This window comes from Bradyrhizobium tropiciagri (genome assembly GCF_018130505.1).
Lineage (GTDB): Bacteria > Pseudomonadota > Alphaproteobacteria > Rhizobiales > Xanthobacteraceae > Bradyrhizobium > Bradyrhizobium tropiciagri_B.
On the sequence record NZ_JAFCKH010000007.1, the window covers coordinates 340,772 to 365,457 of the forward strand.

Genomic DNA, 24,686 nt, shown 5'->3' on the forward strand with positions numbered 1-24,686 from the left:
GTTTTCAGGGCTTCGATACGCTATATGATTCCCGAGTAAAACTGACCGGATTTCCCCTTTGTCCGATAGCGAAGACGACAAGCCCGGCGAGCAGCCGGCGCCCTCCGATATTCGTCCCGTTTCCATTCTCGACGAGATGAGAACGTCCTACCTCAATTACGCGATGAGCGTGATTGTGGCGCGTGCGCTGCCAGATGCGCGCGACGGGCTCAAGCCGGTGCACCGCCGCATCCTCTACTCGATGCATGAGCAGGGACACACGCCGGACAAGAAATACGTCAAGTCCGCGCGCGTGGTCGGCGACGTGATCGGTAAATATCACCCGCATGGCGACCAGTCGATTTACGACGCGATGGTCCGCATGGCGCAGGACTTCTCGCTGCGCGTGCCGCTGATCGACGGTCAGGGTAATTTCGGCTCGGTCGACGGCGATCCTCCGGCAGCCTACCGATATACCGAAGCAAGGCTGACCAAGGCGGCGCTTGCCGTGCTCGCCGACATCGACATGGACACTGTCGATTTCCAGCCCAACTACGATAATTCCGAGCAGGAACCGTCGGTTCTGCCGGCCAGATTTCCGAACCTCTTGGTCAACGGCGCCGGCGGCATTGCCGTCGGCATGGCGACCAACATCCCGCCGCACAATCTCGGTGAGGTCGTCGATGCCTGCGTGGCGCTGATCGACAACCCGGCGCTCACGATCGATGAATTGATCAACATCATTCCGGGACCGGATTTCCCGACCGGCGGCATCATCCTGGGGCGCCAGGGCATCCGCTCGGCCTATCATCTCGGCCGCGGCTCGATCGTGATGCGCGGCAAGGTGACGATCGACACCATTCGCAAGGACCGCGAAGCGCTCATCATCACCGAAATTCCCTACCAGGTGAACAAGGCCGCGATGGTCGAGCGCATCGCCGACCTGGTCAAAGAGAAGAAGATCGAGGGTGTCGGCGATCTGCGCGATGAGTCCGACCGCGACGGCTATCGCGTGGTCATCGAGCTGAAGCGCGAAGCAGTGCCGGACGTGGTGCTCAACCAGCTCTATCGGTTCACGCCGCTGCAGTCGAATTTCCCGGCCAACATGCTGGCACTGGACTCCGGTCGCCCCCAGACGATGAATCTGAAGGACCTGCTCACTATCTTCGTGGCGTTCCGCGAGCAGGTGGTGACCCGCCGGACCAAGTTCCTGCTCGGCAAGGCGCGTGACCGCGCCCATATCCTGGTCGGCCTCGCGATCGCAGTGGCCAATATCGATGAGATGATCCGGGTGATCAGAACCTCGCCCGATCCGAACACCGCGCGCGACACGCTGATGTCGCGCGACTGGCCGGCGCGGGATGTCGAAGCCATGATCACGCTGATCGACGATCCGCGGCACCGCATCAACGACGACGGCACGATCCGCCTGTCGATGGAGCAGGCCAGGGCCATTCTCGATCTCAGGCTGCAGCGGCTGACCGCACTGGGCCGCGAGGAGATTTCCGAAGAGCTCGACAAGCTTGCCGCGGAGATCAAGGACTATCTCGATATCCTGCGTTCGCGCGCAAGAGTGCAGGGCATCGTCAAGGCCGAACTCGCCGAGGTGAAGGCCCAGTTCGCGACGCCGCGCAAGACCGTGATCATCGAGCAGGAAGGCGAGGTCGAGGACGAGGACCTGATCCAGCGCGAGGACATGGTGGTGACGGTATCGCACGCCGGCTATGTCAAGCGCGTGCCGCTCTCTGCCTACCGGGCGCAGCGCCGCGGCGGCAAGGGCCGTGCCGGCATGCAGACCCGGGACGAGGATTTCGTCTCGCGCCTGTTCGTGGCCTCGACCCACACGCCGGTGCTGTTCTTCTCCTCACGCGGCCAGGTCTACAAGGAAAAGGTCTGGCGGCTGCCGATGGCTGCGCCGAACGCGCGCGGCAAGGCGCTGATCAACATCCTGCCGCTGGAGCAGGGCGAGCGCATCACCACGATCATGCCGTTGCCGGAGGATGAATCCTCCTGGGGCAATCTCGACGTGATGTTCGCGACCACCGGCGGCACCGTTCGCCGCAACAAGCTGTCGGACTTTGTCGATGTTCGCCGCTCCGGCATCATCGCGATGAAGCTCGGCGAAGGCGAGGCGATCGTCGACGTGCAGATCTGCACCGAGCGTGACGACGTGTTGCTGACCGCCGACGGCGGCCAGTGCATCCGCTTCCCCGTCACTGACGTGCGCGTGTTCACCGGCCGCACCTCGATGGGCGTGCGCGGCATCGCGCTTGGCGAGGGCGACAAGCTGATTTCGCTGGCGATCCTGCGCCACGTCGAGACCACCTCGGACGAACGTTCGGCGTACCTCAAGATGCGCCGAGCGGTGGCCGGCGAGGCTGCGAGCGAGGAGCCGGCGGAGGCCGAGGGCGAAGAGGCGGCAACCGCGATCCAGCTGCCGCAGGAGCGTTATGCCGAGATGTCGGCGCTCGAGCAGGTGGTGCTGACCGTCTCCGTCAACGGCTATGGCAAGCGGACCTCGTCCTACGAGTACCGCACCACCGGCCGCGGCGGCAAAGGCATCGTCGCGATGAACGTCAACAACCGCAACGGCAAGCTGGTCGCCTCGTTCCCGGTCGAGGACGCCGACCAGATCATGCTGGTGACCGACAACGGGCAGCTGATCCGCTGCCCGGTCGCGGACATCCGCGTCGCCGGCCGCTCGACCCAGGGCGTGATCGTGTTCGACACCGCCGAGGACGAGCATGTCGTCTCGGTCGAGCACATTCCGGAAGAGGAAAACGGCGAGAACGGCAACGGCGGCTAGCGCCGCCGTCGCTCGGGGATTCCCGTAGCCCGGATGAAGCGAAGCGCAATCCGGGGAAGTCTCTCCGCGGAGGGGCTGTCCCGGATTGCGCTGCGCTTCATCGGGGCTACGGCCGCTGATAGAGCGAGGCGAATGGTCTGTCCCAATGACCACGGATGAGTTGCGTTTGCGGCTCCGGCATTTGATCGACACCTACGTGTCGGATCAAATCGCGAAGGCCGATCTCGACTCGCTGGTCGCGATGCATGACGTCCCGGCCAAAGCCATCCTGGCCGAGCTGGAAACAGCGCGCTCCAGAGCGATGGCCGAGGCCGATCGTAAGCTCGTCAAGGAGATTGCGTTCTATTTCTGTTGAGTCGTCCGCTGAGTCCAATGGTGCGGCCGGTAGCCCGGATGCAGCGAAGCGAAATCCGGGGAAGTGTTTCCGCGGAGGGGCTGTCCCGGATTGCGCTGCGCTTCATCCGGGCTACGAGGCTACGGCACCGGGATCAGATCTCGATCTCGGTCCCGAACTCCACGACCTGGCCGGTCGGCACGCCGAAGAACGCCGCCGAGCGCTCGGCATTGCGTTGCAGGAAGGCGAACAGCGATTCCCGCCACACCCACATGCCCGGCACGTCCTCGCGCGGAATGATGGTCTCGCGGCCGATGTAATAGGTCACGTCGGAGAGATCGATCCCGGGCAGCTTGCTTTGCCGGCAGGCGAGCTTCAGCCCCTCATAGATCGTCGGATATTGCATGAAGCCGTAATGCAGGATGATGCGGGTGATGCCGGGGCTGATGTCCGTCACCTCGGCGCGGTCCTCGTCGGAAATCCGCGGCCGTTCCTCGATCTGCACGGTGACCAGGAGGATGCGTTCGTGCAGCACGTGATTGTGCTTGACGAATTGCGTCAGCGCGAGCGGGACGCCGTTGGGCGCGGAGGCCAGGAACACGGCGGTGCCGGGCAGGCGCGCCTTGCATTTGTTGACTGCGGTCTCGATCAGGTCCTCTTCGGGCTGGCGCAGCTTGCCGCGTGCACTCTCGACCAGCTTCACCCCGCCGCGCCAGGTCAGCATCAGGAACGCCACCGCGCCGGCGAGCAGCAGCGGGAACCAGCCGCCCTCGAACAGCTTGGTCGAGTTCGCCGCGAAGAAGATCGCGTCGATCGCAAAGAAGAAGCCGTTCACCGCGACCACGAGGATAGGCGCGTAGCCCCACTGGATCGCGACCAGCGCCGCCAGCAGCGTGGTGATCGCCATCAGCAGCGACACGGCGATGCCGTAGGCGCCGGCCAGCGCGTCCGAGGTGCCGAAGCCCAGCACCGCGCCGAGCGTCGCCGCCGCCAGCAGCCAGTTCACCAGCGGCACGTAGATCTGCCCGATCGCGTCGCTCGTGGTGTGCTCGATATGCATGCGCGGCAGGAAGCCGAGCTGGATCGCCTGCTGGGTCAGCGAGAACACGCCGGAGATGATCGCCTGCGAGGCGATCACGGTGGCGACCGCGGCGAGCGCGACCAGCGGATAGTGCGCCCAGTCCGGCGCAAGCTGGAAGAACGGGTTGTCGATCGAGTTCGGATCGGTGATCAGCTCGCCGGCCTGGCCGAAATAATTCAGCACCAGCGCCGGCAGGCAGATGCCGAACCAGGCCAGCCGGATCGGGAAGCGGCCGAAATGCCCCATGTCGGCGTACATCGCCTCGCCGCCGGTCACCGCGAGGAAGGCGGCGCCGAGGATCGCGAAGCTGACGTGGAAGTTCTGGTGGATCAGGAAGTCGAATGCATAGAACGGGCTGAGCGCGACCAGCACGCCCGGCGCCTTGACGATGCCGTGGATGCCGAGCGCGGCGAGCACGAAGAACCAGCCGAGCATCACCGGGCCGAAGATCCGGCCGATGAAGCCGGTGCCCTTCTTCTGCATGATGAACAGGCCGACCAGGATGACGCAGGTGACCGGCACGATGATCGACGACAGCGACGGCGCGTCGACCTTGAGGCCTTCGATCGCCGACAGCACGGAAATCGCCGGCGTGATGGCGCCGTCGCCATAAAGCAATGCGGCGCCGATCAGGCCGACCACCAGGAGGTGCGCACGCCAGGTGCCGGGCGCCGCGTTGCGCGCCGAGAGCAGCGCCAGCAGCGCGACGATGCCGCCTTCACCGCGGTTGTCCGCGCGCAGGATCAGCATGGCGTATTTGAGCGAGATGATCAGGATCAGCGCCCACAGGATCAGCGAGACCACGCCGAGCACGGCGCTCTCGGTGAGCGGACCGCCATGGGTGGCGGCCTTGGCGGCTTCCTTCAGAGCGTAGAGTGGGCTGGTGCCGATGTCGCCATAGACGACACCCAGGGCGCCGAGCGTGACGGCAACCGGGATCGGGTTACTGGGAGGATGGCCAGTGGAGACGATGGCGGGCGTACTGGTCACGGCAATCCCCCGATGGATCGCGCCCGCCGGGTCATCCGGGCGGGCGCCTTAGACGATAGTCTGCGACGGGACGTCGCAAAATACCATTGGGATTTGCGTGACGATTTTTGGCCTGGGTCGCGGGGGGTGTCGGCTGGATCGCTCGGCCGAACTACGGGGTACGGTCGGCAGTGACGAGGCGGGCTTCGCGGACCACCGACTTGTTGCCGGCGTTGCGCAGGCAGGAAGCTTCGAAATTGGGCCAGGCCTGCTGCGAGCAGCCCTTGCCGGCCGACTGGATGTCGAGGCGGTCGCCCTTGGCCAGCGGCTGCGGTGTCGAGGCTTCGACCGTCGGGGCGAAACCGGGAAGAACGGTCAGCGCGGCGGCGATGAACGCGGCAACAGCGATGGCGGAAAGTGCCTTGATCATTGACGGTCCCCTATGCTCGGGCCCCCCGGGCCCGTCGTTTCGTTGTCCAAGCTGTACCGGCCGCAAGTTTCCTGGCGTCTTCGCGGAGGCGGAAAATGGTTTCGTCCCGGGCGGGTTTTGTTTCGTCCGCCACTGGGCGACGAAACACTCGCCCTCGTAGACGCCGGGATCCCACGACTAGTTCACTGGACGAGGCTGGATTTATTTCGCCGAGCCCGATGGAACCGGGAATGGAACTGGGCCGCTTGCCGGGGACGGCGGGGCAGGTTAGGAGGGGTGATGCCCCGTATCGCGATCTATCCCGGCTCCTTCGATCCCGTCACCAACGGCCATCTCGACGTGGTCCGCCAGGCGGTTTTCCTCTGTGACCGCCTGATCGTCGCGATCGGCGTCCACCCCGGCAAGAAGCCGCTGTTCTCGACCGAGGAGCGGCTGGCCATGGTCCACGAGGTGTTCGGTCCGATCGCCCAGCAGGCGGGCTGCGCCTTCGAGAGCTCCACTTATGACAACCTTACGGTCGCGGCAGCGCGCGCGACCGGCGCGACCCTGATGATTCGCGGCCTGCGCGACGGCACCGATCTGGATTACGAGATGCAGCTTGCCGGCATGAACGAGGCGATGGCGCCCGAGGTGCACACCGTGTTCGTGCCGGCCTCGGTCGCGGTCCGCCCGATCACCGCCACACTGGTGCGCCAAATCGCCCAGATGGGCGGCGACTTCTCTGCATTCGTGCCGTCATCAGTCGCCGCTAGCCTGAAGGCCAAGTTCGCCGGCTGACGCCGGCCGCCTGCCACATCCCGAACGTCAAAGATCCGGAGTTTCCATGATCCGCATTCTCGCATTCGTTGCCGCGCTGCTCTGCGTCGTGCCCGCGGTCGCGCAGCCGCTGCCCGCCAATCTCGACAAGGCCAATGCGATCGTGATCGACACCACCAAGGGCCGCATCGTCATCAAGCTGCGCACCGACATCGCGCCGCAGCACGCCGAGCGCATCAAGCAGCTCGCGCGCGAGGGCTTCTACAACAACGTGCCGTTCCACCGCGTGATGGACGGCTTCATGGCGCAGACCGGCGACGGCCAGAACTTCAACGGCACCGGCGGCTCGAAATATCCGAACCTGAAGCAGGAATTCTCCAACGTGCCGTTCAAGCGCGGCATCGTCGGCATGGCCCGGCGCGGCGACAGCGTCGATAGCGCCAACTCGCAGTTCTTCATCATGTTCGCCGACGGCCCGAGCCTCAACGGCCAGTACACCGTGGTCGGCGAAGTCGTGCAGGGCATGGACGTGGTCGACAAGCTGAAGAAGGCATCTGCGGGCTCGCCCGGCGGCGCCGTCACCGATCCCGACAAGATGGTGAAGGTGCAAGTCGCATCCGACATCAAGTGACCATGACGGCGGCGCGCAGCAGGCGACTTTCGTTGCTTGCCGCGCCGCTGCTGTGGCTGGCGCTGCCAGTGTCGGCGCAGGCCGAGCCCGAGCAACTCAATACGATCAAGGACGTTGTCCTGGCCATTCACCGCTGCTGGCGGCCGCCGGCGGCGGACAAGGCCGGTCCGATCGACATCACGGTCATTGTCAGCTTCAACCGCGAGGGCTCGATCCTCGGACATCCCCGGATCAGCTACGAATCGCAGGAAGCGACCGACAACGACAGGATTGCATACCGGATCGCGGTGATGGAGACGTTGCAACGCTGCACGCCGTTGCCATTTACCGACAGTCTGGGCGGCGCGGTGGCCGGCCGTCCGTTCGCGATCCCGTTCAGAATCAAGAAATACCCACCCCGAAGCCAGGAGAAGCGAGCATGGCTGCTACCGAAAATACTCTGATCCTCGAAACCACCCAGGGCCCGGTCACGATCGAGATGCGCCCGGATCTCGCGCCCGGCCACGTCGCGCGGATCAAGGAGCTGGTGCGCGAAGGCTTCTACGACGGCATCGTGTTTCACCGCGTGATCGACGGTTTCATGGCGCAGACCGGCTGTCCGCAGGGCACCGGCATGGGCGGCTCCGGCCAGAAGCTGAAGGCCGAGTTCAACAAGGAGCCGCATGTCCGCGGCACCGCCTCGATGGCCCGCGCCGCCAATCCGGACTCCGGCGACAGCCAGTTCTTCATCTGCTTCGACGACGCCTCGTTCCTCAACGGCCAGTACACGGTGTGGGGCAAGGTCACCGAGGGCATGGAGAACGTCGACAAGATCAAGCGCGGCGAGCCGGTGCAGAACCCGGACAAGATCGTCAAGGCGCGCATGGCTGCCGACGCGGCGTAATCATTGGCCGTCATTCCGGGGCACGCGAAGCGTGAACCCGGAATCTCGCGCCGCAACCTCGAGGTTCCGGGTTCGATGCTTCGCATCGTCCCGGAACGACGCCGCCAGGCGAACCATGCGCACCGATCTCTTCGACTTCGAACTGCCGCCCGAAAGCATCGCGCTGCGCCCCGCGAGCCCGCGCGATGCCGCGCGGATGCTGGTCGTGCATCCCGACGGCGTGCTGCGTGACGCCACCATCGCCGACCTGCCGCATTGGCTGGAGCCGGGCGACCAGATCGTCGTCAACGACACCAAGGTGATCGCGGCGCAGCTCAAGGGCCGCCGCATCGGGCGCGAGACCGAGCCGAAGATCGAGGCGACGCTGATCAAGCGGCTCGACGGCTCGCGCTGGCAGGCGCTGGTCAAGCCCGCGAAGAAGCTCGCCGAAGGCGATACCATCCGTTTCGGCAATGAAGGCAGGGTCTGCCTGCTCGGCCATCTCGATGCGCAGGTCGAAGCAAAGGGACAGGAGGGCGAGGTGACGCTGTCATTCTCGTTCCACGGCCCAACGCTCGACCAGGCGATCGCGGATGTCGGCATCACGCCGCTGCCGCCCTACATCGCCTCCAAGCGCACGCCCGACGATCAAGATGCCAGCGACTATCAGACCATGTTCGCGGCCAATGAAGGCGCGGTCGCCGCGCCGACCGCGGGGCTGCACTTCACGCCGGCGCTGGAGGCCGCGCTGAAGGGCCGCGGCGTCGCGCTGCACCGGCTGACGCTGCATGTCGGGGCAGGGACGTTCCTGCCGGTCAAGGCGGAGGAGACCTCCGGGCACAAGATGCACGCCGAATGGGGCTGCATCACCGCAGCGACCGCCTCCGCACTCAACGCCGCGCGCGCGCAAGGCGGCCGCATCGTTGCGATCGGCACCACCTCGCTGCGGCTCCTGGAAAGCGCGACGACGCCCGACGGCACCGTCCAGCCGTTCTCGGCGGAGACCTCGATCTTCATCACGCCGGGCTATCGCTTCCGCGCGGTCGATATCCTGCTGACCAACTTCCATTTGCCGCGGTCGACGCTGTTCATGCTGGTCTCGGCTTTCTCCGGGCTGGAGACGATGCAGAGCGCTTATGCGCATGCGATCAAGGACGGCTACAGGTTCTATTCGTACGGCGATGCCTGCCTGTTGTTCCGCGCGCACGAGCCTCACACCGACGACTTGTAGGTGGCAAAGGCAAAGCGCCGTGCCCACCATCTACGACGTGCTCGTGAAGGTGGGCACGCTGGCGCTTTGCCCACCCTACGAAGCTCCAACACCGTCACCCTGAGAGCCTGACCGAAAAAGGTGAGCGGCTTTGGCGGGCCTGTGATTCCTTCGGATTTGCGAAGATTCGAGGGAGGACACCATGCCGTGGACCAAAGCCGCCCGTATTCAGTATCAGCGCAGTGAGCTGCGTTACACAAGTGATATGACCGATGCCGAGTGGGCGCTGATCGCCCGGCAGATGCCGCCCCGACGCCGATTGGGCCGGCCGCGAGAGGTCGATCTGCGCGAGATCGTGCAGGCAATATTTTATGTTTTGTCGAGCGGCTGCCAATGGCGAGCCTTGCCGAAGGGGTTCCCGCCATACTCGACAGTGCAGGGATATTTCTACGATTGGCGCGACACCGGCAGGTGGCAGCGGATCGTTCGAATCCTGGTGCGGCGGGCACGGAAGAAGTTGGGCCATAAGCCAACACCAACGGCTGCCGTCATCGACAGCCAAACTGCTTCGACATCGCAGGCCGGAGGGCCTCGTGGCTTCGATCCCGGCAAACGCCTGCATGGACGCAAGCGGCACATCGTCACCGATACCAATGGCCTTCTGCTCGCTGCCCATGTCCATCCTGCCAACGTTCAGGATGTTCATGGCGCGGTCCCCTTGCTCGAGCACCTGCGAGACCACTTCCCGAGGCTCCAACATGTCTTTGCCGATCGGGTCTATCGCGGCAAGCAGCTGACTAACGCGCTGTCCCACTGCGGGCCGTGGACGATCGAGATCGTCCAGCGACCACCGGGGGTCAAGGGCTTCCAGCTCTTACCCAGACGCTGGGTGGTCGAACGCACCTTTGCGTGGTTCGGCCGTTGCCGACGCTTGACCAGAGACTTTGAAGGCTCAGCCGCAACAGAGCTGGCCTGGCTTCACATCGCCCATCTCAGGCTGCTGACAAGGCGCCTTGCCGCGCCCTGAACGCTCCTTGCCCTTTTTGAGTCAGGCTCTGAGGAGGCCGCGCAGCGGCCGTCTCGAAGGGTCGACGGCCACCAGCGGGGCCGTGCATCCTTCGAGACGTGTAGCGTGCTCCTCCAGCGACAAAGGCGAAGCCTTTGCGCGGGGATGACGGTTTAGAGTGTTTCCGTCACGCCATCGCGCGCTCGGGCAGCAGCTCGGCGATCTGCACCGCGTTGAGCGCGGCGCCCTTGAGCAGCTGATCGGCTGCGACGAACATCGAGATCGAGTGGCCGCCGGGGTCGCTGAGGTCCTTGCGGATGCGGCCGGCCAGCACGTCGTCCTGTCCGGAGGCGTCGATCGGCATCGGGAAGTAGTTCTTGACGCGGTCGTCGACCAGCTTCACGCCGGGCGCGGAGGCGAGGATGGCGCGGACCTGGTCCTCGGTGATCGGCTTCTCGCATTCGAAGGTGATCGCTTCGCAATGCGCGCGCAGCACCGGCACGCGCACGCAGGTGACGCCGATCGCAATCTTCTCGTCCTCGAAGATCTTGCGGGTCTCTTTGATGACCTTGGTCTCCTCGTCGTTGTAGCCGGTCTCCGGATCGACAGCGGTGTTGTGGTTGAACAGGTTGAACGCATAGGGGTGCGGCATCACCTTCGGCGTATAGACCTGCCCGTTGAGATGGGCGCGGGTGGATTCGACGAGCTCGTCCATCGCAGCGGCGCCGGCGCCGCTGGCGGCCTGGTAGGTCGAGATGATCACGCGCTTGATGCGGTTCTTCTGGTGGATCGGCCACAGCGGCACCAGTGCGGTGATCGCGGCACAGTTCGGGTTGGCGATGATGCCCTTGTGGTCGCGAATGCGGCCCGCGTTGATCTCCGGGATCACCAGCGGCACGTTCGGGTCCATCCGGAACGCCGATGAATTGTCGACCACGACGGCGCCGGACTTAACGGCGATCGGCGCGAACTTCTTCGAGATGCCGCTGCCGGCCGAGAACAGTGCGATGTCGACGCCCTCGAAGGCGCGCTCGGTGAGCTCCTCGATCACGACGGGCTTGCCGCGGAAGGCGACGGTCTTGCCGGCCGAGCGGGCGCTCGCCAGCGCCTTCAGCTTGCCGACGCGGAAGCCGCGCTTGTCCATGGTGGCGATGAATTCGGCGCCGACGGCGCCGGTGACGCCGACAATCGCGACGACGGGATCGTTACTCACTGTGTCCTCCGTTCAAGTTGAGCATGATCTCAGAACAAACCGATTGGTATGTTCGGGAAAACCGGTCTCGACTTTTCCGGATCATGCTGTGTGCTGCAGGCAATAAAAAAGCCCCGGACCTTCATCAGGCGGGGCTTCGGGTGAAGATGATGCGGTTCGATCGACTACGCGCGCACGCCTCCCGAGGCCCCGGAGGGCTTGGTGGTTTTGGTCGTGCGTTTGGTCGCGTTGATCATGGTGCGGACTTATGCGGGAGAGATCGACGCCCGTCAACGGGCTTTTGGGCGAAATCCGGCCGCGGTCAGCGCACGCGTCCGCCCGGCGGCTCGAGGATCACCTGTTTCAGATCGCTGCCGGCGACCACGACAATCACGAAGTTGAGCTTGCCGCGTTCGCGCGTCAGGCCTCCGCTGATCGCCTTGCCCGAGGTCGCGCGCTCGGCGACGCGCACCGCGTCCGCCAGCCGATGTCGAAGGGCTCGCAGTACGACGAGGTTGCCGCGGTCTTCGGTACCGAGCTCGGTCAGCGGCAAGGCGGCCTCGGCATCGAGCACCTGGCCGGTCGCGGCATTGATGGTGTGCCGCCAGACGCGGTCGCGCTGCACCGTCTTAACCCGAAACACGGCCGGATCCGATCCGCCGTCGAAGCTGATATCCGCGGTTGTTGCGCCGGCATGAAGCCGCTCTGCGATCGCCATGGCCTGACGCAGCGAGATCTGCGCCGCCTGGAAGCTGTCGAGCTCGCGGCGAACCGCATGCGCGTCGGATTGCGCGCTATCCTCGTACAGGGGCGCAGTCGTCGCGGCATCGGTCGTCGCGAGCGCATGCGCCGGTCGGGCGAGGGGCGGGCCTGCCAACGCAACCGCCAGCAAGGGGACAGCGAACGCCCAACGCATTGGCTTGCGCATTCCTGTCGTCATCGTCGAACCCGGGCCTTTTGAATTCATGCGTCTCTTGCGTCTCGAACTCGCGCGTCTCGCGTCGCGGGCTCGCGCGTCGAGGGGCCGTCTCGAACCGAGAAAGTGCGGCCGACCTTTTAAGTGGGAAGTCGGCCGCCGAACGTCCAGACGGAACGACGGCTTTCGTCTCCGCTGCGGCGATCGAAGTTTGTCAGGCGACGCGCGATCCTTGGGGGGCTTGTTGCAGTGGACCCCGCGCCTCTTTATAAATGAAACCATACGGTTTCGTTTTGTTTCGGTCAAGGTCGGAATTGTCGCAATCCGCCGATCGGAACTCAGGGCTCTTCAAAATGTCGTCAGCGGGCCGGGCGGCGCTTTCCCTTGGCCGCATCGCGGAGCCGGTCCGGCGGCCCGATGGCGCCGGCCAGGAATAGCCGGATCGAGACCACCATCCGCTGTTCGGCGGTCGCCATCTCGAACGGGATGCCGAAGGTCGCCATCCGGTGGGCGTGGCCGACCACCATGTTGAGGAAGGTCTCTGCCGCGATCGTCGTGTCCTCGAGGGCGAGGGCGCCGCTGTCGACCAGGTGGTCGAAGAATTCGGCGGTGGTCGAGACCGCCTTCGACCAGCCCTCGTCGACCGCGAGCTGCGCGACCTCAGGGAAGTTGATCGCCTGCGCGGTCAGGATGCGGCTGAATGCGATCGAATCCGCGCTGCAATTGATCGTCAGCAACTGGCGTCCGAGATCGGTCAGCCGCTGCTCGACCGAGCGATCCGACGCGCTGTCGACCCGCATCTCGGCCGCCGCCGCGGCGAGCGGCGCGAGCCAGCGCGCGATCTCGCGCCTCAGCACCGCGGCGAACAGGCCGCGCTTGTCGCCGTATTGCGCATAGACCGTGGGCTTGCTGACGCGCGCGGTCTCGGCGACCGCATCGATCGAGGTGGCGTCGAAGCCGCGCTCGAGGAACAGGCGGGTGGCGACCTCGATCAGGCGCTGGTCGCGCTCGATCGCGGCGTCCCGGGTCGGCCGGCCGCCGCGCGACTTCGCGAACCCGCGCTTTGCCGCCTTGACCCTGGTTGCCGTCAATCCCATGCCCCATTCACTCGTTGCACGCCGGACAGGTCCGTCCGGTCTATAACCCGCGTGGCGCGGATTCGTCCAATTCGGACCGTTCCGGCCGTGGCGTGGCGGGTTGATCGGGCGCGGCGGGCACGCAATAAGCAGCGGCATGAGTCCTGCCAATCAACTTGCCAATCATTTCGAACTGCTCGCAACCGACGGCGCCGCGCGCACCGGACGGCTGACCACGCCGCACGGCGTGGTGCGGACACCGGCATTCATGCCGGTCGGCACCGCCGGCGCGATGAAGGGCATGCACTGGCGCGAGGTCCGTGAGGCCGGCGCCGACATCGTGCTCGGCAACACCTATCATTTGATGCTGCGGCCGGGCGCCGAGCGCATCGCGGCCCTCGGCGGTCTGCAGCGCTTTACCGGCTGGGGCGGCCCGATGCTGACCGATTCCGGCGGCTTCCAGGTGATGTCGCTCTCGGAGCTGCGCAAGGTGACCGAGAAGGCCGTGACGTTCCGCTCGCATATCGACGGCACCAAGGTCGAGCTGTCGCCGGAGCGCTCGATCGAGGTGCAGCGTCTGCTCGGCTCCGACATCGCGATGCAGATGGACGAATGCGTCCGTCTGCCGGCCGAGCACGCTGATATCGAGCGGGCCATGCAGCTGTCGCTGCGCTGGGCCGAGCGGTCCAAGCGCGCCTTCGAAACCGCGCCCGACGGCTACATGCTGTTCGGCATCGTCCAGGGCGGCGACGTGCCGGCGCTGCGGCATGTCAGCGCGCGGGAGCTCACCAACACGGGCTTTCACGGCTACGCGATCGGCGGGCTTGCGGTGGGCGAGCCGCAGGCGGTGATGCTGTCAATGATCGAGGAGACCGCGCCGGCGCTACCGGTCGACCGGCCGCGTTACCTGATGGGCGTCGGCACGCCCGAGGACATCCTCGAGGCGGTGGCGCGCGGCATCGACATGTTCGACTGCGTGATGCCGACACGGAACGGACGCCACGGCATGGCGTTCACACGGTTCGGGCAGATCAACCTGCGCAATGCCCGTCACGTCGATGATCCGCGTCCGCTGGACGAGGAAAGTCCCTGGCCGGCGGCGCGCAGCTATTCGCGCGCCTATCTGCATCATCTGGTGCGGTCGGGCGAGACACTTGGGGCAATGCTGCTGTCCGAAATCAATGTCGCGTATTATCAGGAGCTGATGCGGGGCATCCGCGGCGCGATCGCAAGCGGCACATTTGAGGACTTCAAAATGAAAACGCGCGCCGGTTGGGCGCGCGGTGACATTGCTCCGATGTGAGCTGTGTGTGATCAGTTGCAGACGATCGGTTTCACCGAATGCTTGGTGACGAAGCCGTAGCCGCAGGTATCGCAGGTCCAGAGATAGCTGATCAAATTCTCGTAAAGATACGCGGACGCTTCCGCCGCGACCATGGAGTCCGCGCACACCGGACAGGTCGGCAGATCACTGCCGCGCGGATCGGGCTTAGACGCGACGGTCGACAGGATTTCAGCAAGCGCTGGCATCTGACCTCCTTTGCGTTCTGAGCTGCACTGGTACGAGTATATAGCCCCAATTGTTTGACCTTGTCGCAACACAAATGCGTACGTTTTACGTTATTTGTGAAGATTCCGATTTTGCAACGCAACGAATTTCCGATCGGACGGTTTCTCGCTTGCACGCTCTTGCGGCGCTGCGTCTAATGAACAAATCCGTATCATCCCTGCATATTCTGGCCAGAGGAGCCGCTTGATGGACGCGTCGCCGACAACGAGTGCACTGCAACCGGGACGCGGGCGCGTCTTCGACTCCATCGTCGACGCGATCGGCAACACGCCGATCGTGCGGCTGCGACGATTGCCGCAGGCGAACGGCGTCAACGCGACGATCCTGGCCAAGCTGGAATACTTCAACCCGGCGGCCAGCGTGAAGGATCGCATCGGCGCGGCGATGATCGTGGCGATGGAGAAGGCCGGCATCATCAATCCGGACACCGTGCTGATCGAGCCGACCTCCGGCAATACCGGGATCGCGCTGGCCTATGTCGCGGCATCGCGCGGCTATCGGCTGAAGCTGGTGATGCCGGAATCGATGTCGATCGAGCGGCGGCGGATGCTGGCCTTCCTCGGCGCCGAGATCGTGCTGACGCCGGCCGCGCAGGGCATGAAGGGCTCGATCGCGACTGCCGAGGAGCTGGTGCGCACGACGCCGAATTCGGTGATGCCGCAGCAGTTCAAGAACCTCGCCAATCCGGAGATCCATCGCCGCACCACCGCCGAGGAGATCTGGAACGATACCGGCGGCAACATCGACTATTTCGTCGCCGGCGTCGGCACCGGCGGCACCATCACCGGCGTCGGTCAGGTGCTCAAGCCGCGCAAGCCGTCGCTCAAGATCGTCGCCGTGGAGCCGGAGGAGAGCCCGGTGCTGTCGGGCGGCCAGCACACGCCGCACAAGATCCAGGGCATCGGCGCCGGCTTCGTCCCTGACATTCTCGACCGTGCGGTGATCGACGAGATCGTCAAGATCAACAGCTCGACCGCGATCGAGACCGCGCGGGCGCTGGCGCGCAACGAGGGCATTCCCGGCGGCATTTCATCGGGCGCGGCGATATCAGCGGCGATGCAGATCGGCAAGCGGCCGGAGGCGGCCGGCAAGACCATCCTGGCGATTGTGCCGTCATTCTCGGAGCGCTATCTGTCGACGGTGCTCTTCGAAGGAATCTGACAGATGGCCGATCAGCCGAGGCGACCGCGAACCCTGAACGATGCCCGCAGTGAGGCGGAGGCCGCGTTCAAGCGCGCCACCACCAAGGTTGCGGCCGCGCCGCCGAAGACCGTTGCCGTCCCCGGCGTCCGCGAGCAGGTCACGCTGCGGATCGATCAGGACGTGCTGGAATATTTCCAGGAGGGTGGTCCCGGCTGGCAGGACCGCATCAACGACGCGCTGCGCAAGGCCGCCGGGAAGTAGCCCCGGCGGCGGACGAAGTCAGGTCCCGGCACGCACCGGTAGCGGCCTGCCGGGCTTCAGGTTGAGGAAGTTGCCGGCCAGGATCAGCGCCGCGCCCAGCACCGTGAAGGCATCGAGCCGCTCCGAATAGATCAGCCAGCCCATGATCGCGGTCAGCGGCACGCGCAGGAAATCCATCGGGATCACCACGGTCGCGTCGGCATGCAGCATCGCGCGCGCCATGCAGTAATGCGAGAACGTGCCGCAGAACGCGATCACCGCGAGCCAGCCCCAGGTGGCAAGCGGCGGCCAGGTCCAGACATAGAGCGCGGGCAAGAGGCTTGCGACCGACTGCACCATCAGCAGCCAGAAGATGATCGCAATCGCCTGCTCGGTCCGCGTCAGCGACTTCACGATCACGATCGAGACGCCGAAGCCGACCGCCGCGGCGAGCGCGATCAGCTGGCCCGGATTGATCTCGCCGGCCGCCGGCCGCACGATCACGACCACGCCGACAACGCCAAGCACGATCGCGACGATCTTCCAGGACGTCATCCGCTCGCCGAGGAAGCTCGCTGCGAGGATCGCAGTCCAGATCGGCATGGTGAACTCGATCGCCACCACCTGGCCGATCGGGATCAACGTCAACGCATAGAACCAGCCGAGCTGCGCGCCGAAATGGATCAGGTTGCGCACGATGTGCACGTGCACCCGCGCCGTCTTCAAGATCGAAAAGCCGCCGTTCATCCGGATCATCGGATAGAGCATCGCGAAGCCGAGCACCCCGCGGACCAGCATGAGCTGGAAGACGTTCACCGCTTCGGTCGCCTCGCGGCCGGCCACGGTCAAGATTAGCATCAGCGCGAGCCAGCCGGACATCCACAGCGCGGCGCGGGTCTTTGAAGGCGTCGGGTCCATGACGGGAACGAGGTGGAAGGGATCGCCGGTATCGGCGAGTTGTCATGAATTTGCAACGCGCAATTCTGCCGGTGCGGATGCGCCGCCCATGCGTCGATGCTAAGCAGCAGACACAAGAAGAGCTATCAGGAGGATCGCCCATGCGTGTCTTGCAGCCGGCCGAATGGTCGAAACCCCGCGGCTTCTCGCACGGCGTCGCCTTCGACGCCCCCGGTAAATGGATCGTGCTGGCGGGCCAGACCGGCGGCGACGAGAAGGGCGAGTATGCGCCCGAGATGGCCGCGCAGGTCGGCACCGCGTTGAAGCGCATCATCAAGCTGCTGGGTGAAGCCGGGGCGGGGCCCGAGCACATCGTCCGTCTGACCTGGTACCTGACCAGCCGCAGCGAATACGAGGCCGCCGGGCCCGGCATCGGGGCGGCGTGGAAGGAAACGCTCGGCCGCAATTTCCCGCCCTCGACGCTGCTCTATATCGACGGGCTGGTCGATCAGCGCGCCAAGGTCGAGATCGAGGTCACCGCGTTCGTGCCCGCGGCATAGCGCCTGCCGTACCCGGACAGCAAAAAGCCCTCGGGGTGGACCCGAGGGCTGTTACGTCGATGCAGTCGATTACTTCGTCAGCGAGATGTTGGCGCCCCGGAACTGGCTGTCGGCGCGGATCGTCACCGACTGCTTGTTGCCGCGGGTCTGCAGCGAGATGTTGGCGTTGAAGCCGGGCGCGCTGGCCAGGACCTGGAAGTTGCCGCCGCCGCCACGGCCCTCGATCGAGCCGCTGACATTGCGGCTGGACTCGCTCCAGGAGCCGCTGACCGCGTTGCCGTCGGACTGCACGTCAGCCGCCAGGTTGAACTTGTAGGCGTCGCTGGCGCAGGTGAGGCTCATGCTCATCCTGGGGCCGGCGACATGGTAGGTCGCGCGGCAGCGGATGCGCTCACTGGAGCCGTCGTCCAGCGTGACCGAGCCGCCGCCGTTCCAGGTGCCGGCCATGCCGGCGAACGGACCGGACTGCGCGTGGCCGGCAGTGGTCGCCAGCGCGGTCACGAAAAACGCGACGGCCGCGAATGCGGGCCGCCGCGCTTTCGAGAAAAATCCTGATGCGCCGCCGATCTTACTGACGGGACGCTTCCCATCGGCCGCTGCACGGTACGCCAGCTGATGCCCCATTCCACTTCCCCGATCCGGATTTGCCACTGAGTTGACCGTTCGCATATGCACCATTGATCGAGACTCGCACAAGTCCCCCGGTGCCCACGGTTCCGGAGATCGCCGCGCCCTGCGCCGAGATCTTTCCATCGCTGACGGTCACGGTCGAGCTGGTCGACGGCTCGCAGCTGCCGGTCTTGGTCACGACAGTGACCTGCCAAAGGCCGTCATAGGGCTGCTGGGCGGATGCAGGAGCTGCGGCGAGAGTGGCGGAGGCGGCCAACGCGGCCAAAAACATGTCGCGGATGCGGATCGAACGCATGAATCAAATCCCTGTCATTTCGTGTGATGGGGAGGCTTATCCTGTCACATTGTGTTCAAAATTTGTGCGGCGCGGGAACCGACGAAAGTTCCTGTGGACTCAAACACATCAAGGTGAATCCAGTTCCGGGCCCGGAACGCGGAATCTTGTTACTTGGTGTTTCGTGGTGGTATCCACCAACCTTTGATGCGAGATTAGTGCTTGTCGTCGGTCAGGTTGGGGGCCTTGGTGGCGAACTCCTCGTCCTGCGGCTCGGCGGGCAGGGTCTTGTGCGTCTTGGCGTGGTCGATGACCTGGGCGAGCAGGCGCAGCCCGAGCGGCGCCAGCGCGCGCTCCCACAATTCGCGGGCGGTCTCGCCCTTCTTGACGAAGATCCAGTCCTGCGCGGCGATGGCGCCGGCGTCCATCCGGTCAGCCAGGTGGTAGATGGTGCCGCCGGCGATCGGATCGCGCTCCTTGATGGTCCATTCCACCGCCGCGATGCCGCGGTGCCGCGGCAACAGCGACGGATGGTAGCCGATGCCGCCGAGCCGGCTCGCCGCCAGCGCTTCCTTGCTGACGCGGGCATGGCTGTGGGCGGTCACGATCAGCTCGGTCCCCGGCGCGATCTCCGACGCCGTCACGAGCTTCGGATCGGCCTGCACCACGACGTCGAGACCGGCGGACCTGGCGGCCGAAGCCAGCCGGTCCTCGCCGTCATGGACGACGACCCTGGCGATCTCGATACCGTGGTCGCGCAGCATGTTCAGGGTCGTGACGCCGAAATGACGGGAACCGACAAGGGTAATGCGCATGGGATTCATTCCGTGAGGTTCGGCAGGACTTTCGGCAAGAACTTCCTGAGGAACTGTGTGAAGCGGCTGCTATGCCGATAGCACAGCAGCGCCGCCGGTTTCGCTGTCCTGCCCGTTATCAACAGGAGGGGCCGGAGGCAATGTCAGTCCGCCGCCAGACGGCTCGCCAGCACCTTGTCGATGCGCCGTCCATCGAGGTCGACGATCTCGAACTCCCAGCCTTGAGCCAGGGTCTTCGAGCCGACATCGGGGATCGCGCCGAACTCGTGCAGCAGGAAGCCGGCCGCGGTCTGGTAGGGGCGCGGCGAGGGCAGCGCGATGCCCAGCAGTTCGCTGAACTCGAGCGCGGGCATCCAGCCCGAGATCAGGTAGGAGCCGTCGTCGCGCCTGACATAGGCGGGCTCGGCCGGGCCCTCTTCGGTGTGGAACGCGCCGACGATGGCCTCGAGAATGTCGGCGCTGGTGACGACGCCCTGGAAGGTGCCGTACTCGTCATGGACGAGGCCGATATGGACGGCGGAGTCGCGCAGGATCGCGACCACGTCGCGGGCATCGACGGTCTCCGGGATGATCGGCGCGTCGCGGGTCAGCGCGCGGATGTCAGGCGTCTGGCCGGTGAGATAGACGTCGAGCACGTCCTTGGCCTGCACGATGCCGAGCGCATGGTCGCGGTTGCCGTCGAACACCACGCAGCGCGAGTGGCTGCTCTTCTGCAGCGTCGACAGGATCTCGGGTGCCGGGGCGGCGAGATCGATCAGGCTGACCTCGTGACGCGGCGTCATCACGGCGCCGACCGGGAGGTCGCCGAGCCGCATCACGCCGGCGATCATCTCCTTCTCTCCGGGCTCCAGCACGCCGGCATTCTCGGCCTCCACCACCAGCGTCTTGATCTCGTCTTCGCTGACGCGGTCCTGGGCGTCCTCGCGATGGCCGAGCAGCCACAGCAGGAGCTTGCCGGAGCGGTCCAGCAACCAGACCAGCGGCAGCGACAGTTTCGCCATCAGCGTCATCGCCGGCGCGACCCGGACCGCGATCGACTCGGGATCGCGCAGCGCGATCTGCTTCGGCACCAGTTCGCCGACGATCAGCGAGGCGTAGGTGATCAGGCCGACAACGAGGCCGACGCCGACCGCATCGGCAAGGCTCGGCGACAGCCCGAGTTCGAACAGCCATTGCGACAGCCGCCCGCCCAGCGTTGCGCCGGAGAAAGCGCCTGACAGCACGCCGATCAGGGTGATGCCGATCTGCACGGTGGAGAGGAATTTTCCGGGATCGGAGGCCAGCGCCAGCGCGCGGCGCGAACCGCTGACGCCTTTCTCGACCAGCCCGGCCAGCCGTGCCGGGCGCGAGGAGACGATGGCGAGCTCCGACATCGACAAGAGACCGTTGACGACGATCAACACCGCCACGATCGCAAGTTCCAGATATAACACGAGGGTCCCTTAAGGCATTCGGCGGCGTTCGCCGCGCACACGGCCCCTATATAGACGGGCCGGCGGGCTTTTGCTGTGCATTGTGGGCCAATGCAGCAGCAGCGGCGCGCATGATGTGCGTGTCATCGCGGCATTCTGACGCGCGTGACCCGCGTGGGGTTAGCTCCAGGCCAGCAGGCGCAGCTCGGGCTTGGCGAACCGTTTGGAGGGCGCCGCCGAGGGCTCGGGCGGACGCTGCGATGCGGCCAGCAGATACTGACGCAGGTCGGCGCCATGCTGCTTCATCTGGTTGCGCAATTCGCGGCGGGAGAAGGCGGTGAGCGTGGGATCAGCGAGCTGGATCCACGCATTGCGCATCCACTCCTGCAGCTCGCGAATATTCCGATCCAAGACTTCGGGCTGGGTCATGCCGCCAAAATCTCAAGTTGTGATCTGTGACGTAGTAATTCCGATTCGCGCCGTTTCACCTAGCGCGATGTTGCGCGGTAGAATGCGCGGCGAAGCTGTTGTGGGGATTGCAAGGCGAGCGGATACGGATTTCCGCGGCGCAGTCAGTGCATCCCGCCGGGGCCCGCGCGCAGGAAATCCAGCGCGACCGGCAGTGCGAGGAAAACCGCGGCGAGCATCGAGGCGCGACGGATCTGCGCGGCGGACAGTCCGAGATCGATCTGGGCCACGTAGGCGAGCATCATCGCAGCGTATGCGGCAACGCACAGAGCGACGATGATGGTCGTGAAATCGGTCTCGTTGTCCATGGCGGCACCGTGGTCCTACGGAGCCGATCTAACGCGCCTGTGGTCGCGAAGAGTATGAGCCAGCTCACCAGCGCGGTGTTGCCGGCACGGCCAGTCTATTCTGCGCAGACATAGGTCTGCGGGACGACGCGATAGGCGGTGTAGCGATAATAGGGACGGTAGGCGAAGCCGCGATAGACCGCGGGTGGCGCGTTGTAGAGCGCGCCGTCATAGGCGTTGGTCACCGGACCGGTGCTGCACCGATAGGGGATCGCGGGCGGCGGCAGCGGGTACAGCGTGACCAGCTCCGGCGGAATGGTCGGCCGGAGTTCGCCGGCTTGCACCTGCGGTGCCGTGAGGATGACAGCCGAGACCAAGACCGCGAGGGGGGCGGCAATCGCGAAAGCGCGCTTCATCTCATCACCTCATCGGACCGACCGGGCCAGTCCGAGAAGGCTGCCAGCATTCCTACAGCCGGTCAATTCGGCTCAGGATTTCGCCTTGCGCGGCAGGCTGACCGGGACATGGGGCGAGGAGCTGACCACGCGCGGGCCGCCGTCGGGATAATCTTGGCTCTTGAGCAAAGTCTCGAGGTACAAAAAGAATTTTTCCGCAAGCATGGGCGTAGCCCTCGGTTTGTATTTCCTTTCGTCGCTGCGCTCGCTCGTTGAATTCAATCAACTAAATGCGAGTCGCGCCGGCACCCCGATGCTGCAGCGCAAGCGCATCCCGATTCAATCCGTTAGATTACCGGCCACGACGTTGCCGCCGATGCCGTGGCCGGCCGCGCTTCGCGCGCTTCGTCGGGCTCAACTGGCGGAGATCGGGTGCCCGGGATTCGCGGGGGGAGCGGATGCCGGATCCTGCGACATCCCCTCAAAGCGCCACAACGTCACCGCCGCCGTGGCTCCGCATGCTTCGCAGCGCAACGGCGCGCCGCCGGCCAGATATCGCCCACGCCGTGACAGCGCGGGCGAGGCGATTTCCCTGCAGCGGGGGCAAGCCAAGGGCAGCTTGCTGGCCTTCCACCATTGGAGCAAACGAAACACCGCAACCCCGAATCAGAGCGGTTACATTCTCAGATAAATTAGCAATGCGACGGCTCGCGCGGAAGTAGCGGAAGGTCGCACTCCCTCGGAATGGATGGTGGGTGTGGCGGCCGGGTCATTGGTTAGCGAAACCCTAAGAAAAAGCGGCGCAGCGCGTGATGACGTCACACTGTTCTTTCAAGGATCGGCGTTAGGTAATCAAGCCATGGACTGGAAGAACGACCACGACGAGGGACTGGTACCGGCGCTCCGCCGCAGCTACGGACGGCTGGCGTGGTGGATCGTCCGGCTCAACCGGGCGCTCGAGCCCTCCCGCATGGCCGAGCCGCCGCGGACCGAGCTGCCGCCGCGAATGCTCGCCCCGTCGAGGCGGCCGGCGCCGCCGCGGCCCGAATAGGGCTACCAAGATACCATCATCCCGATTTCCGTGATCCGGCCCGGGCTGCTATGCATGCGCTCATCAGCGGGCGCCGGCCCGCATTGCTTGACGACACGGCCGCCTGGCGGCGCTTAGCGAACGGAAGGACGAACGCATGATCGAGACGGTTGGCATCATCGGTGCCGGAACCATGGGCAACGGCATCGCGCAGGTGAGTGCAGCGGCGGGGCTCGGCGTCACCATGGTCGACATCTCCGACGCCGCCGTACAGCGCGGCATGAAGACGGTGGGGGCAAGCCTCGAGCGTCTGGTCAGCAAGGAGAAGATGACGGCCGCCGATCGCGATGCAACGCTCGGACGCATCAACGCGACCACGGACAAGGGCAAGCTTACCGCGTGCGATCTCGTGATCGAGGCGGCGACCGAGAACGAGGAGCTGAAGGTCAAGATCCTGAAGGATCTCTGCGCGACGCTGAAGCCGGCCACGCTGGTCGCGACCAACACCTCGTCGATCTCGATCACGAAGCTGGCGGCGGCGACCGATCGCCCCGACCGCTTCATCGGCATGCACTTCTTCAATCCGGTGCCGGTGATGGCGCTGCTCGAACTGATCCGTGGCCTGCAGACCTCCGACGACACCGTCGCCAAGGCAGAAGCGTTCGCGAAGCGCGTCGGCAAGGTCGCGATTACCGCGAAGAACAGCCCGGGCTTTGCCGTCAACCGCATCCTGTGTCCGATGATCAACGAAGCGATCTTCGCGCTGCAGGAAGGCATCGCGACCGCGGAAGAGATCGATGCCGGCATGAAGCTCGGCTGCAACCATCCGATCGGGCCGCTCGCGCTCGCCGATCTGATCGGGCTCGACACCATGCTGTCGGTGATGGAGGTGTTCTACACCGGCTTCAACGATCCGAAGTATCGGCCGGCGCCGCTGCTCAAGGAGATGGTGGATGCCGGTCATCTCGGCCGCAAGACCGGGCAGGGCTTCTACAGCTACGGCAAGTGAAATCTGTCGGCATCGACGTGGCAGTTCGTCACCGTAGTCGTCCGGAATGGATCGCGACGAGAGACTGACGTAACACGCGAGCCGTGATCCGCCACGTGAGGCGGGGGACGCTAGACACGAGGCCCGGTCTCCTAGGCACACCGGGCCTCGTGTTTTTCTTTATGGGGCCTCGCGACCATCAGCGTCGCATTGGAATGACCGAAGCACGCATTCGGCTGCCCCGGTCACACCTGTATCGCCACGATGAAAACAAGGCCCATTTGCGCAGCGGCGCCATCCGGTGCGCCGGCTCACAGCTTGTTGAGGCGGCCGGGTGGAAACCTCGCGGGTCCCGGTTCCGTATCCTAGATCGAGACCTGGATACCGAACGCGGCAAGCGGGTTCCAACTGCCCATCCGGCACGATGATTGCACCGCTCGCCGCATTGATCATCTCGATTGGAGCACACATGGGCGAGGTCATCAGGTTCATCTCGAAGTCAGAACTTGAGCGCGCGCGCCTGATCCGCGAGGCCCGCGCCAACTATGAACGCATCTTTCCGTCGGCGGATTCCGGCGACCAGCAGGCCGGGCGGTCCGACCGCGATGGCACGCAGGTGACGTCCGATCCTTAAAGCCGCCGGCCGGTATTGAACGGCTCGCGCGGCGCCCCAATTGTTTGGCGGTTGCTCGCGCCGGCGCTCGATGACGCCGGCGCGACGGTAAGGGG

General features: G+C 65.2%; 30 protein-coding genes. 16 read left to right on the forward strand and 14 right to left on the reverse strand.

Translation table 11 applies throughout. The annotated features are described in order from the left end of the window. Nucleotides 1–58: 58 nt before the first annotated feature. Together gyrA and JQ633_RS19900 are read left to right on the forward strand one after the other, a co-directional pair. A complete protein-coding gene (gyrA, locus tag JQ633_RS19895; RefSeq protein WP_211986752.1) occupies nt 59–2,785 on the forward strand; it encodes a DNA gyrase subunit A in 2,727 nt (908 codons plus the stop codon). Nucleotides 2,786–2,930: 145 nt separating this feature from the next. Continuing rightward, nucleotides 2,931–3,140: a hypothetical protein gene (locus tag JQ633_RS19900; protein WP_211986753.1), complete on the forward strand. Its 210-nt coding sequence runs from the start codon at nt 2,931–2,933 to the stop codon at nt 3,138–3,140. Between the two features lie 133 nt (nt 3,141–3,273). Here JQ633_RS19900 and JQ633_RS19905 read toward each other — a convergent pair whose 3' ends face one another. Both JQ633_RS19905 and JQ633_RS19910 read right to left on the reverse strand, forming a co-directional pair. Next, a complete protein-coding gene (locus tag JQ633_RS19905) occupies nt 3,274–5,172 on the reverse strand; it encodes a potassium transporter Kup (protein ID WP_433995675.1) in 1,899 nt (632 codons plus the stop codon). A 169-nt stretch (nt 5,173–5,341) separates the two neighbouring features. Further along, nucleotides 5,342–5,599 carry a hypothetical protein gene (locus JQ633_RS19910; protein WP_211986754.1) on the reverse strand — a complete coding sequence of 86 codons (258 nt, stop codon included), beginning with the start codon at nt 5,597–5,599 and terminating at the stop codon, nt 5,342–5,344. Nucleotides 5,600–5,878: 279 nt separating this feature from the next. On the opposite strand from JQ633_RS19910, the gene coaD reads away from it, so the two are divergent. The 6 genes from coaD (at nt 5,879) to JQ633_RS19940 (ending at nt 10,085) form a co-directional block, all read left to right on the forward strand. Then, the gene (gene coaD / locus JQ633_RS19915) at nt 5,879–6,376 is read left to right on the forward strand and encodes a pantetheine-phosphate adenylyltransferase (protein ID WP_211986755.1); all 498 of its coding nucleotides are present in this window, start codon (nt 5,879–5,881) and stop codon (nt 6,374–6,376) included. 46 nt (nt 6,377–6,422) lie between these two features. After that, entirely contained in the window at nt 6,423–6,986 is a 564-nt protein-coding gene (locus JQ633_RS19920; protein ID WP_211986756.1) for a peptidylprolyl isomerase, read from the forward strand. 2 nt (nt 6,987–6,988) lie between these two features. Continuing rightward, complete coding sequence (locus tag JQ633_RS19925; protein WP_211986871.1) at nt 6,989–7,429, forward strand: hypothetical protein; 441 nt, start codon at nt 6,989–6,991, stop codon at nt 7,427–7,429. Beyond that, entirely contained in the window at nt 7,405–7,869 is a 465-nt protein-coding gene (locus JQ633_RS19930; protein ID WP_211986757.1) for a peptidylprolyl isomerase, read from the forward strand. Before JQ633_RS19925 ends, JQ633_RS19930 begins: the two co-directional genes overlap by 25 nt. Before the next feature lie 115 nt (nt 7,870–7,984). Beyond that, a complete protein-coding gene (queA, locus tag JQ633_RS19935; protein WP_211986758.1) occupies nt 7,985–9,079 on the forward strand; it encodes a tRNA preQ1(34) S-adenosylmethionine ribosyltransferase-isomerase QueA in 1,095 nt (364 codons plus the stop codon). Between the two features lie 181 nt (nt 9,080–9,260). Next, nucleotides 9,261–10,085, forward strand: a complete 825-nt coding sequence (locus tag JQ633_RS19940; RefSeq protein ID WP_211986759.1) for an IS5 family transposase — start codon at nt 9,261–9,263, stop codon at nt 10,083–10,085. Nucleotides 10,086–10,251: 166 nt separating this feature from the next. Here the strand turns inward: JQ633_RS19940 and JQ633_RS19945 are convergent, their stop codons facing one another. The 3 genes from JQ633_RS19945 to JQ633_RS19955 form a co-directional block, all read right to left on the reverse strand. After that, the gene (locus JQ633_RS19945; RefSeq protein ID WP_211986760.1) at nt 10,252–11,277 is read right to left on the reverse strand and encodes an aspartate-semialdehyde dehydrogenase; all 1,026 of its coding nucleotides are present in this window, start codon (nt 11,275–11,277) and stop codon (nt 10,252–10,254) included. Between the two features lie 301 nt (nt 11,278–11,578). After that, a complete protein-coding gene (locus tag JQ633_RS19950) occupies nt 11,579–12,172 on the reverse strand; it encodes a PepSY domain-containing protein (protein ID WP_211986761.1) in 594 nt (197 codons plus the stop codon). Nucleotides 12,173–12,531: 359 nt separating this feature from the next. After that, nucleotides 12,532–13,269, reverse strand: a complete 738-nt coding sequence (locus JQ633_RS19955) for a TetR/AcrR family transcriptional regulator (RefSeq protein WP_211986762.1) — start codon at nt 13,267–13,269, stop codon at nt 12,532–12,534. Between the two features lie 136 nt (nt 13,270–13,405). Here JQ633_RS19955 and tgt point away from each other — a divergent pair, with 136 nt between their 5' ends. Continuing rightward, the gene (gene tgt, locus JQ633_RS19960) at nt 13,406–14,551 is read left to right on the forward strand and encodes a tRNA guanosine(34) transglycosylase Tgt (protein ID WP_211986763.1); all 1,146 of its coding nucleotides are present in this window, start codon (nt 13,406–13,408) and stop codon (nt 14,549–14,551) included. 11 nt (nt 14,552–14,562) lie between these two features. Here tgt and JQ633_RS19965 read toward each other — a convergent pair whose 3' ends face one another. Beyond that, nucleotides 14,563–14,778 (reverse strand): hypothetical protein, encoded by a 216-nt coding sequence (locus JQ633_RS19965; protein WP_211986764.1) that lies wholly within the window; start codon nt 14,776–14,778, stop codon nt 14,563–14,565. A 226-nt stretch (nt 14,779–15,004) separates the two neighbouring features. On the opposite strand from JQ633_RS19965, the gene cysK reads away from it, so the two are divergent. Together cysK and JQ633_RS19975 are read left to right on the forward strand one after the other, a co-directional pair. Further along, a complete protein-coding gene (gene cysK / locus JQ633_RS19970; protein ID WP_211986765.1) occupies nt 15,005–15,979 on the forward strand; it encodes a cysteine synthase A in 975 nt (324 codons plus the stop codon). Between the two features lie 3 nt (nt 15,980–15,982). Then, nucleotides 15,983–16,222 (forward strand): BrnA antitoxin family protein, encoded by a 240-nt coding sequence (locus JQ633_RS19975; protein ID WP_211986766.1) that lies wholly within the window; start codon nt 15,983–15,985, stop codon nt 16,220–16,222. 18 nt (nt 16,223–16,240) lie between these two features. Here JQ633_RS19975 and JQ633_RS19980 read toward each other — a convergent pair whose 3' ends face one another. Beyond that, nucleotides 16,241–17,119, reverse strand: coding sequence for a DMT family transporter (locus JQ633_RS19980; protein WP_211986767.1), 879 nt, complete (start codon nt 17,117–17,119; stop codon nt 16,241–16,243). 140 nt (nt 17,120–17,259) lie between these two features. Here JQ633_RS19980 and JQ633_RS19985 point away from each other — a divergent pair, with 140 nt between their 5' ends. Further along, nucleotides 17,260–17,658, forward strand: coding sequence for a RidA family protein (locus tag JQ633_RS19985; RefSeq protein ID WP_211986768.1), 399 nt, complete (start codon nt 17,260–17,262; stop codon nt 17,656–17,658). Between the two features lie 69 nt (nt 17,659–17,727). On the opposite strand, the gene JQ633_RS19990 is transcribed toward JQ633_RS19985, so the two are convergent. The 7 genes from JQ633_RS19990 to JQ633_RS20020 form a co-directional block, all read right to left on the reverse strand. Next, entirely contained in the window at nt 17,728–18,105 is a 378-nt protein-coding gene (locus JQ633_RS19990) for a hypothetical protein (protein WP_433995676.1), read from the reverse strand. A gap of 121 nt (nt 18,106–18,226) precedes the next feature. Then, nucleotides 18,227–18,583 (reverse strand): hypothetical protein, encoded by a 357-nt coding sequence (locus JQ633_RS19995; protein WP_211986770.1) that lies wholly within the window; start codon nt 18,581–18,583, stop codon nt 18,227–18,229. A 194-nt stretch (nt 18,584–18,777) separates the two neighbouring features. Beyond that, on the reverse strand, nt 18,778–19,377 hold the full coding sequence (locus tag JQ633_RS20000; protein WP_211986771.1) for a formyltransferase family protein: 600 nt from the start codon (nt 19,375–19,377) through the stop codon (nt 18,778–18,780). A gap of 143 nt (nt 19,378–19,520) precedes the next feature. Next, nucleotides 19,521–20,810, reverse strand: a complete 1,290-nt coding sequence (locus JQ633_RS20005; protein ID WP_211986772.1) for a hemolysin family protein — start codon at nt 20,808–20,810, stop codon at nt 19,521–19,523. Nucleotides 20,811–20,969: 159 nt separating this feature from the next. Beyond that, the gene (locus JQ633_RS20010) at nt 20,970–21,218 is read right to left on the reverse strand and encodes a hypothetical protein (protein ID WP_211986773.1); all 249 of its coding nucleotides are present in this window, start codon (nt 21,216–21,218) and stop codon (nt 20,970–20,972) included. A 143-nt stretch (nt 21,219–21,361) separates the two neighbouring features. Next, entirely contained in the window at nt 21,362–21,565 is a 204-nt protein-coding gene (locus JQ633_RS20015; RefSeq protein ID WP_211986774.1) for a hypothetical protein, read from the reverse strand. A 95-nt stretch (nt 21,566–21,660) separates the two neighbouring features. Next, nucleotides 21,661–21,960 carry a hypothetical protein gene (locus JQ633_RS20020; protein WP_211986776.1) on the reverse strand — a complete coding sequence of 100 codons (300 nt, stop codon included), beginning with the start codon at nt 21,958–21,960 and terminating at the stop codon, nt 21,661–21,663. Between the two features lie 160 nt (nt 21,961–22,120). Here JQ633_RS20020 and JQ633_RS20025 point away from each other — a divergent pair, with 160 nt between their 5' ends. The 4 genes from JQ633_RS20025 (at nt 22,121) to JQ633_RS20040 (ending at nt 24,591) form a co-directional block, all read left to right on the forward strand. Further along, a complete protein-coding gene (locus JQ633_RS20025) occupies nt 22,121–22,630 on the forward strand; it encodes a hypothetical protein (protein ID WP_211986777.1) in 510 nt (169 codons plus the stop codon). Between the two features lie 168 nt (nt 22,631–22,798). Next, complete coding sequence (locus tag JQ633_RS20030) at nt 22,799–22,990, forward strand: hypothetical protein (RefSeq protein ID WP_211986778.1); 192 nt, start codon at nt 22,799–22,801, stop codon at nt 22,988–22,990. Nucleotides 22,991–23,126: 136 nt separating this feature from the next. After that, complete coding sequence (locus JQ633_RS20035) at nt 23,127–23,978, forward strand: 3-hydroxybutyryl-CoA dehydrogenase (RefSeq protein ID WP_211986779.1); 852 nt, start codon at nt 23,127–23,129, stop codon at nt 23,976–23,978. 448 nt (nt 23,979–24,426) lie between these two features. Further along, complete coding sequence (locus tag JQ633_RS20040) at nt 24,427–24,591, forward strand: hypothetical protein (protein WP_211986781.1); 165 nt, start codon at nt 24,427–24,429, stop codon at nt 24,589–24,591. Nucleotides 24,592–24,686: the final 95 nt, after the last annotated feature.

Excerpts from the sequence above, each read along its gene's own strand:
- JQ633_RS19910 (WP_211986754.1), bottom strand. The coding sequence starts at position 5,599 with ATGATCAAGGCACTTTCCGCCATCGCTGTTGCCGCGTTCATCGCCGCC.
- JQ633_RS19995 (WP_211986770.1), bottom strand. The coding sequence starts at position 18,583 with ATGCGTTCGATCCGCATCCGCGACATGTTTTTGGCCGCGTTGGCCGCC.
- JQ633_RS19975 (WP_211986766.1), top strand. The coding sequence starts at position 15,983 with ATGGCCGATCAGCCGAGGCGACCGCGAACCCTGAACGATGCCCGCAGT.
- JQ633_RS19965 (WP_211986764.1), bottom strand. The coding sequence starts at position 14,778 with ATGCCAGCGCTTGCTGAAATCCTGTCGACCGTCGCGTCTAAGCCCGAT.
- tgt (WP_211986763.1), top strand. The coding sequence starts at position 13,406 with ATGAGTCCTGCCAATCAACTTGCCAATCATTTCGAACTGCTCGCAACC.
- JQ633_RS20030 (WP_211986778.1), top strand. The coding sequence starts at position 22,799 with ATGGACTGGAAGAACGACCACGACGAGGGACTGGTACCGGCGCTCCGC.
- JQ633_RS19955 (WP_211986762.1), bottom strand. The coding sequence starts at position 13,269 with ATGGGATTGACGGCAACCAGGGTCAAGGCGGCAAAGCGCGGGTTCGCG.
- JQ633_RS20010 (WP_211986773.1), bottom strand. The coding sequence starts at position 21,218 with ATGACCCAGCCCGAAGTCTTGGATCGGAATATTCGCGAGCTGCAGGAG.
- JQ633_RS20000 (WP_211986771.1), bottom strand. The coding sequence starts at position 19,377 with ATGCGCATTACCCTTGTCGGTTCCCGTCATTTCGGCGTCACGACCCTG.
- JQ633_RS19990 (WP_433995676.1), bottom strand. The coding sequence starts at position 18,105 with ATGGCCGGCACCTGGAACGGCGGCGGCTCGGTCACGCTGGACGACGGC.
- JQ633_RS19920 (WP_211986756.1), top strand. The coding sequence starts at position 6,423 with ATGATCCGCATTCTCGCATTCGTTGCCGCGCTGCTCTGCGTCGTGCCC.
- queA (WP_211986758.1), top strand. The coding sequence starts at position 7,985 with ATGCGCACCGATCTCTTCGACTTCGAACTGCCGCCCGAAAGCATCGCG.
- JQ633_RS20035 (WP_211986779.1), top strand. The coding sequence starts at position 23,127 with ATGATCGAGACGGTTGGCATCATCGGTGCCGGAACCATGGGCAACGGC.
- JQ633_RS19900 (WP_211986753.1), top strand. The coding sequence starts at position 2,931 with ATGACCACGGATGAGTTGCGTTTGCGGCTCCGGCATTTGATCGACACC.
- JQ633_RS19940 (WP_211986759.1), top strand. The coding sequence starts at position 9,261 with ATGCCGTGGACCAAAGCCGCCCGTATTCAGTATCAGCGCAGTGAGCTG.
- JQ633_RS19950 (WP_211986761.1), bottom strand. The coding sequence starts at position 12,172 with ATGCGTTGGGCGTTCGCTGTCCCCTTGCTGGCGGTTGCGTTGGCAGGC.
- JQ633_RS19980 (WP_211986767.1), bottom strand. The coding sequence starts at position 17,119 with ATGGACCCGACGCCTTCAAAGACCCGCGCCGCGCTGTGGATGTCCGGC.
- JQ633_RS20020 (WP_211986776.1), bottom strand. The coding sequence starts at position 21,960 with ATGAAGCGCGCTTTCGCGATTGCCGCCCCCCTCGCGGTCTTGGTCTCG.
- JQ633_RS20040 (WP_211986781.1), top strand. The coding sequence starts at position 24,427 with ATGGGCGAGGTCATCAGGTTCATCTCGAAGTCAGAACTTGAGCGCGCG.
- JQ633_RS19985 (WP_211986768.1), top strand. The coding sequence starts at position 17,260 with ATGCGTGTCTTGCAGCCGGCCGAATGGTCGAAACCCCGCGGCTTCTCG.
- JQ633_RS19925 (WP_211986871.1), top strand. The coding sequence starts at position 6,989 with ATGACGGCGGCGCGCAGCAGGCGACTTTCGTTGCTTGCCGCGCCGCTG.
- coaD (WP_211986755.1), top strand. The coding sequence starts at position 5,879 with ATGCCCCGTATCGCGATCTATCCCGGCTCCTTCGATCCCGTCACCAAC.
- JQ633_RS20015 (WP_211986774.1), bottom strand. The coding sequence starts at position 21,565 with ATGGACAACGAGACCGATTTCACGACCATCATCGTCGCTCTGTGCGTT.
- cysK (WP_211986765.1), top strand. The coding sequence starts at position 15,005 with ATGGACGCGTCGCCGACAACGAGTGCACTGCAACCGGGACGCGGGCGC.
- JQ633_RS19930 (WP_211986757.1), top strand. The coding sequence starts at position 7,405 with ATGGCTGCTACCGAAAATACTCTGATCCTCGAAACCACCCAGGGCCCG.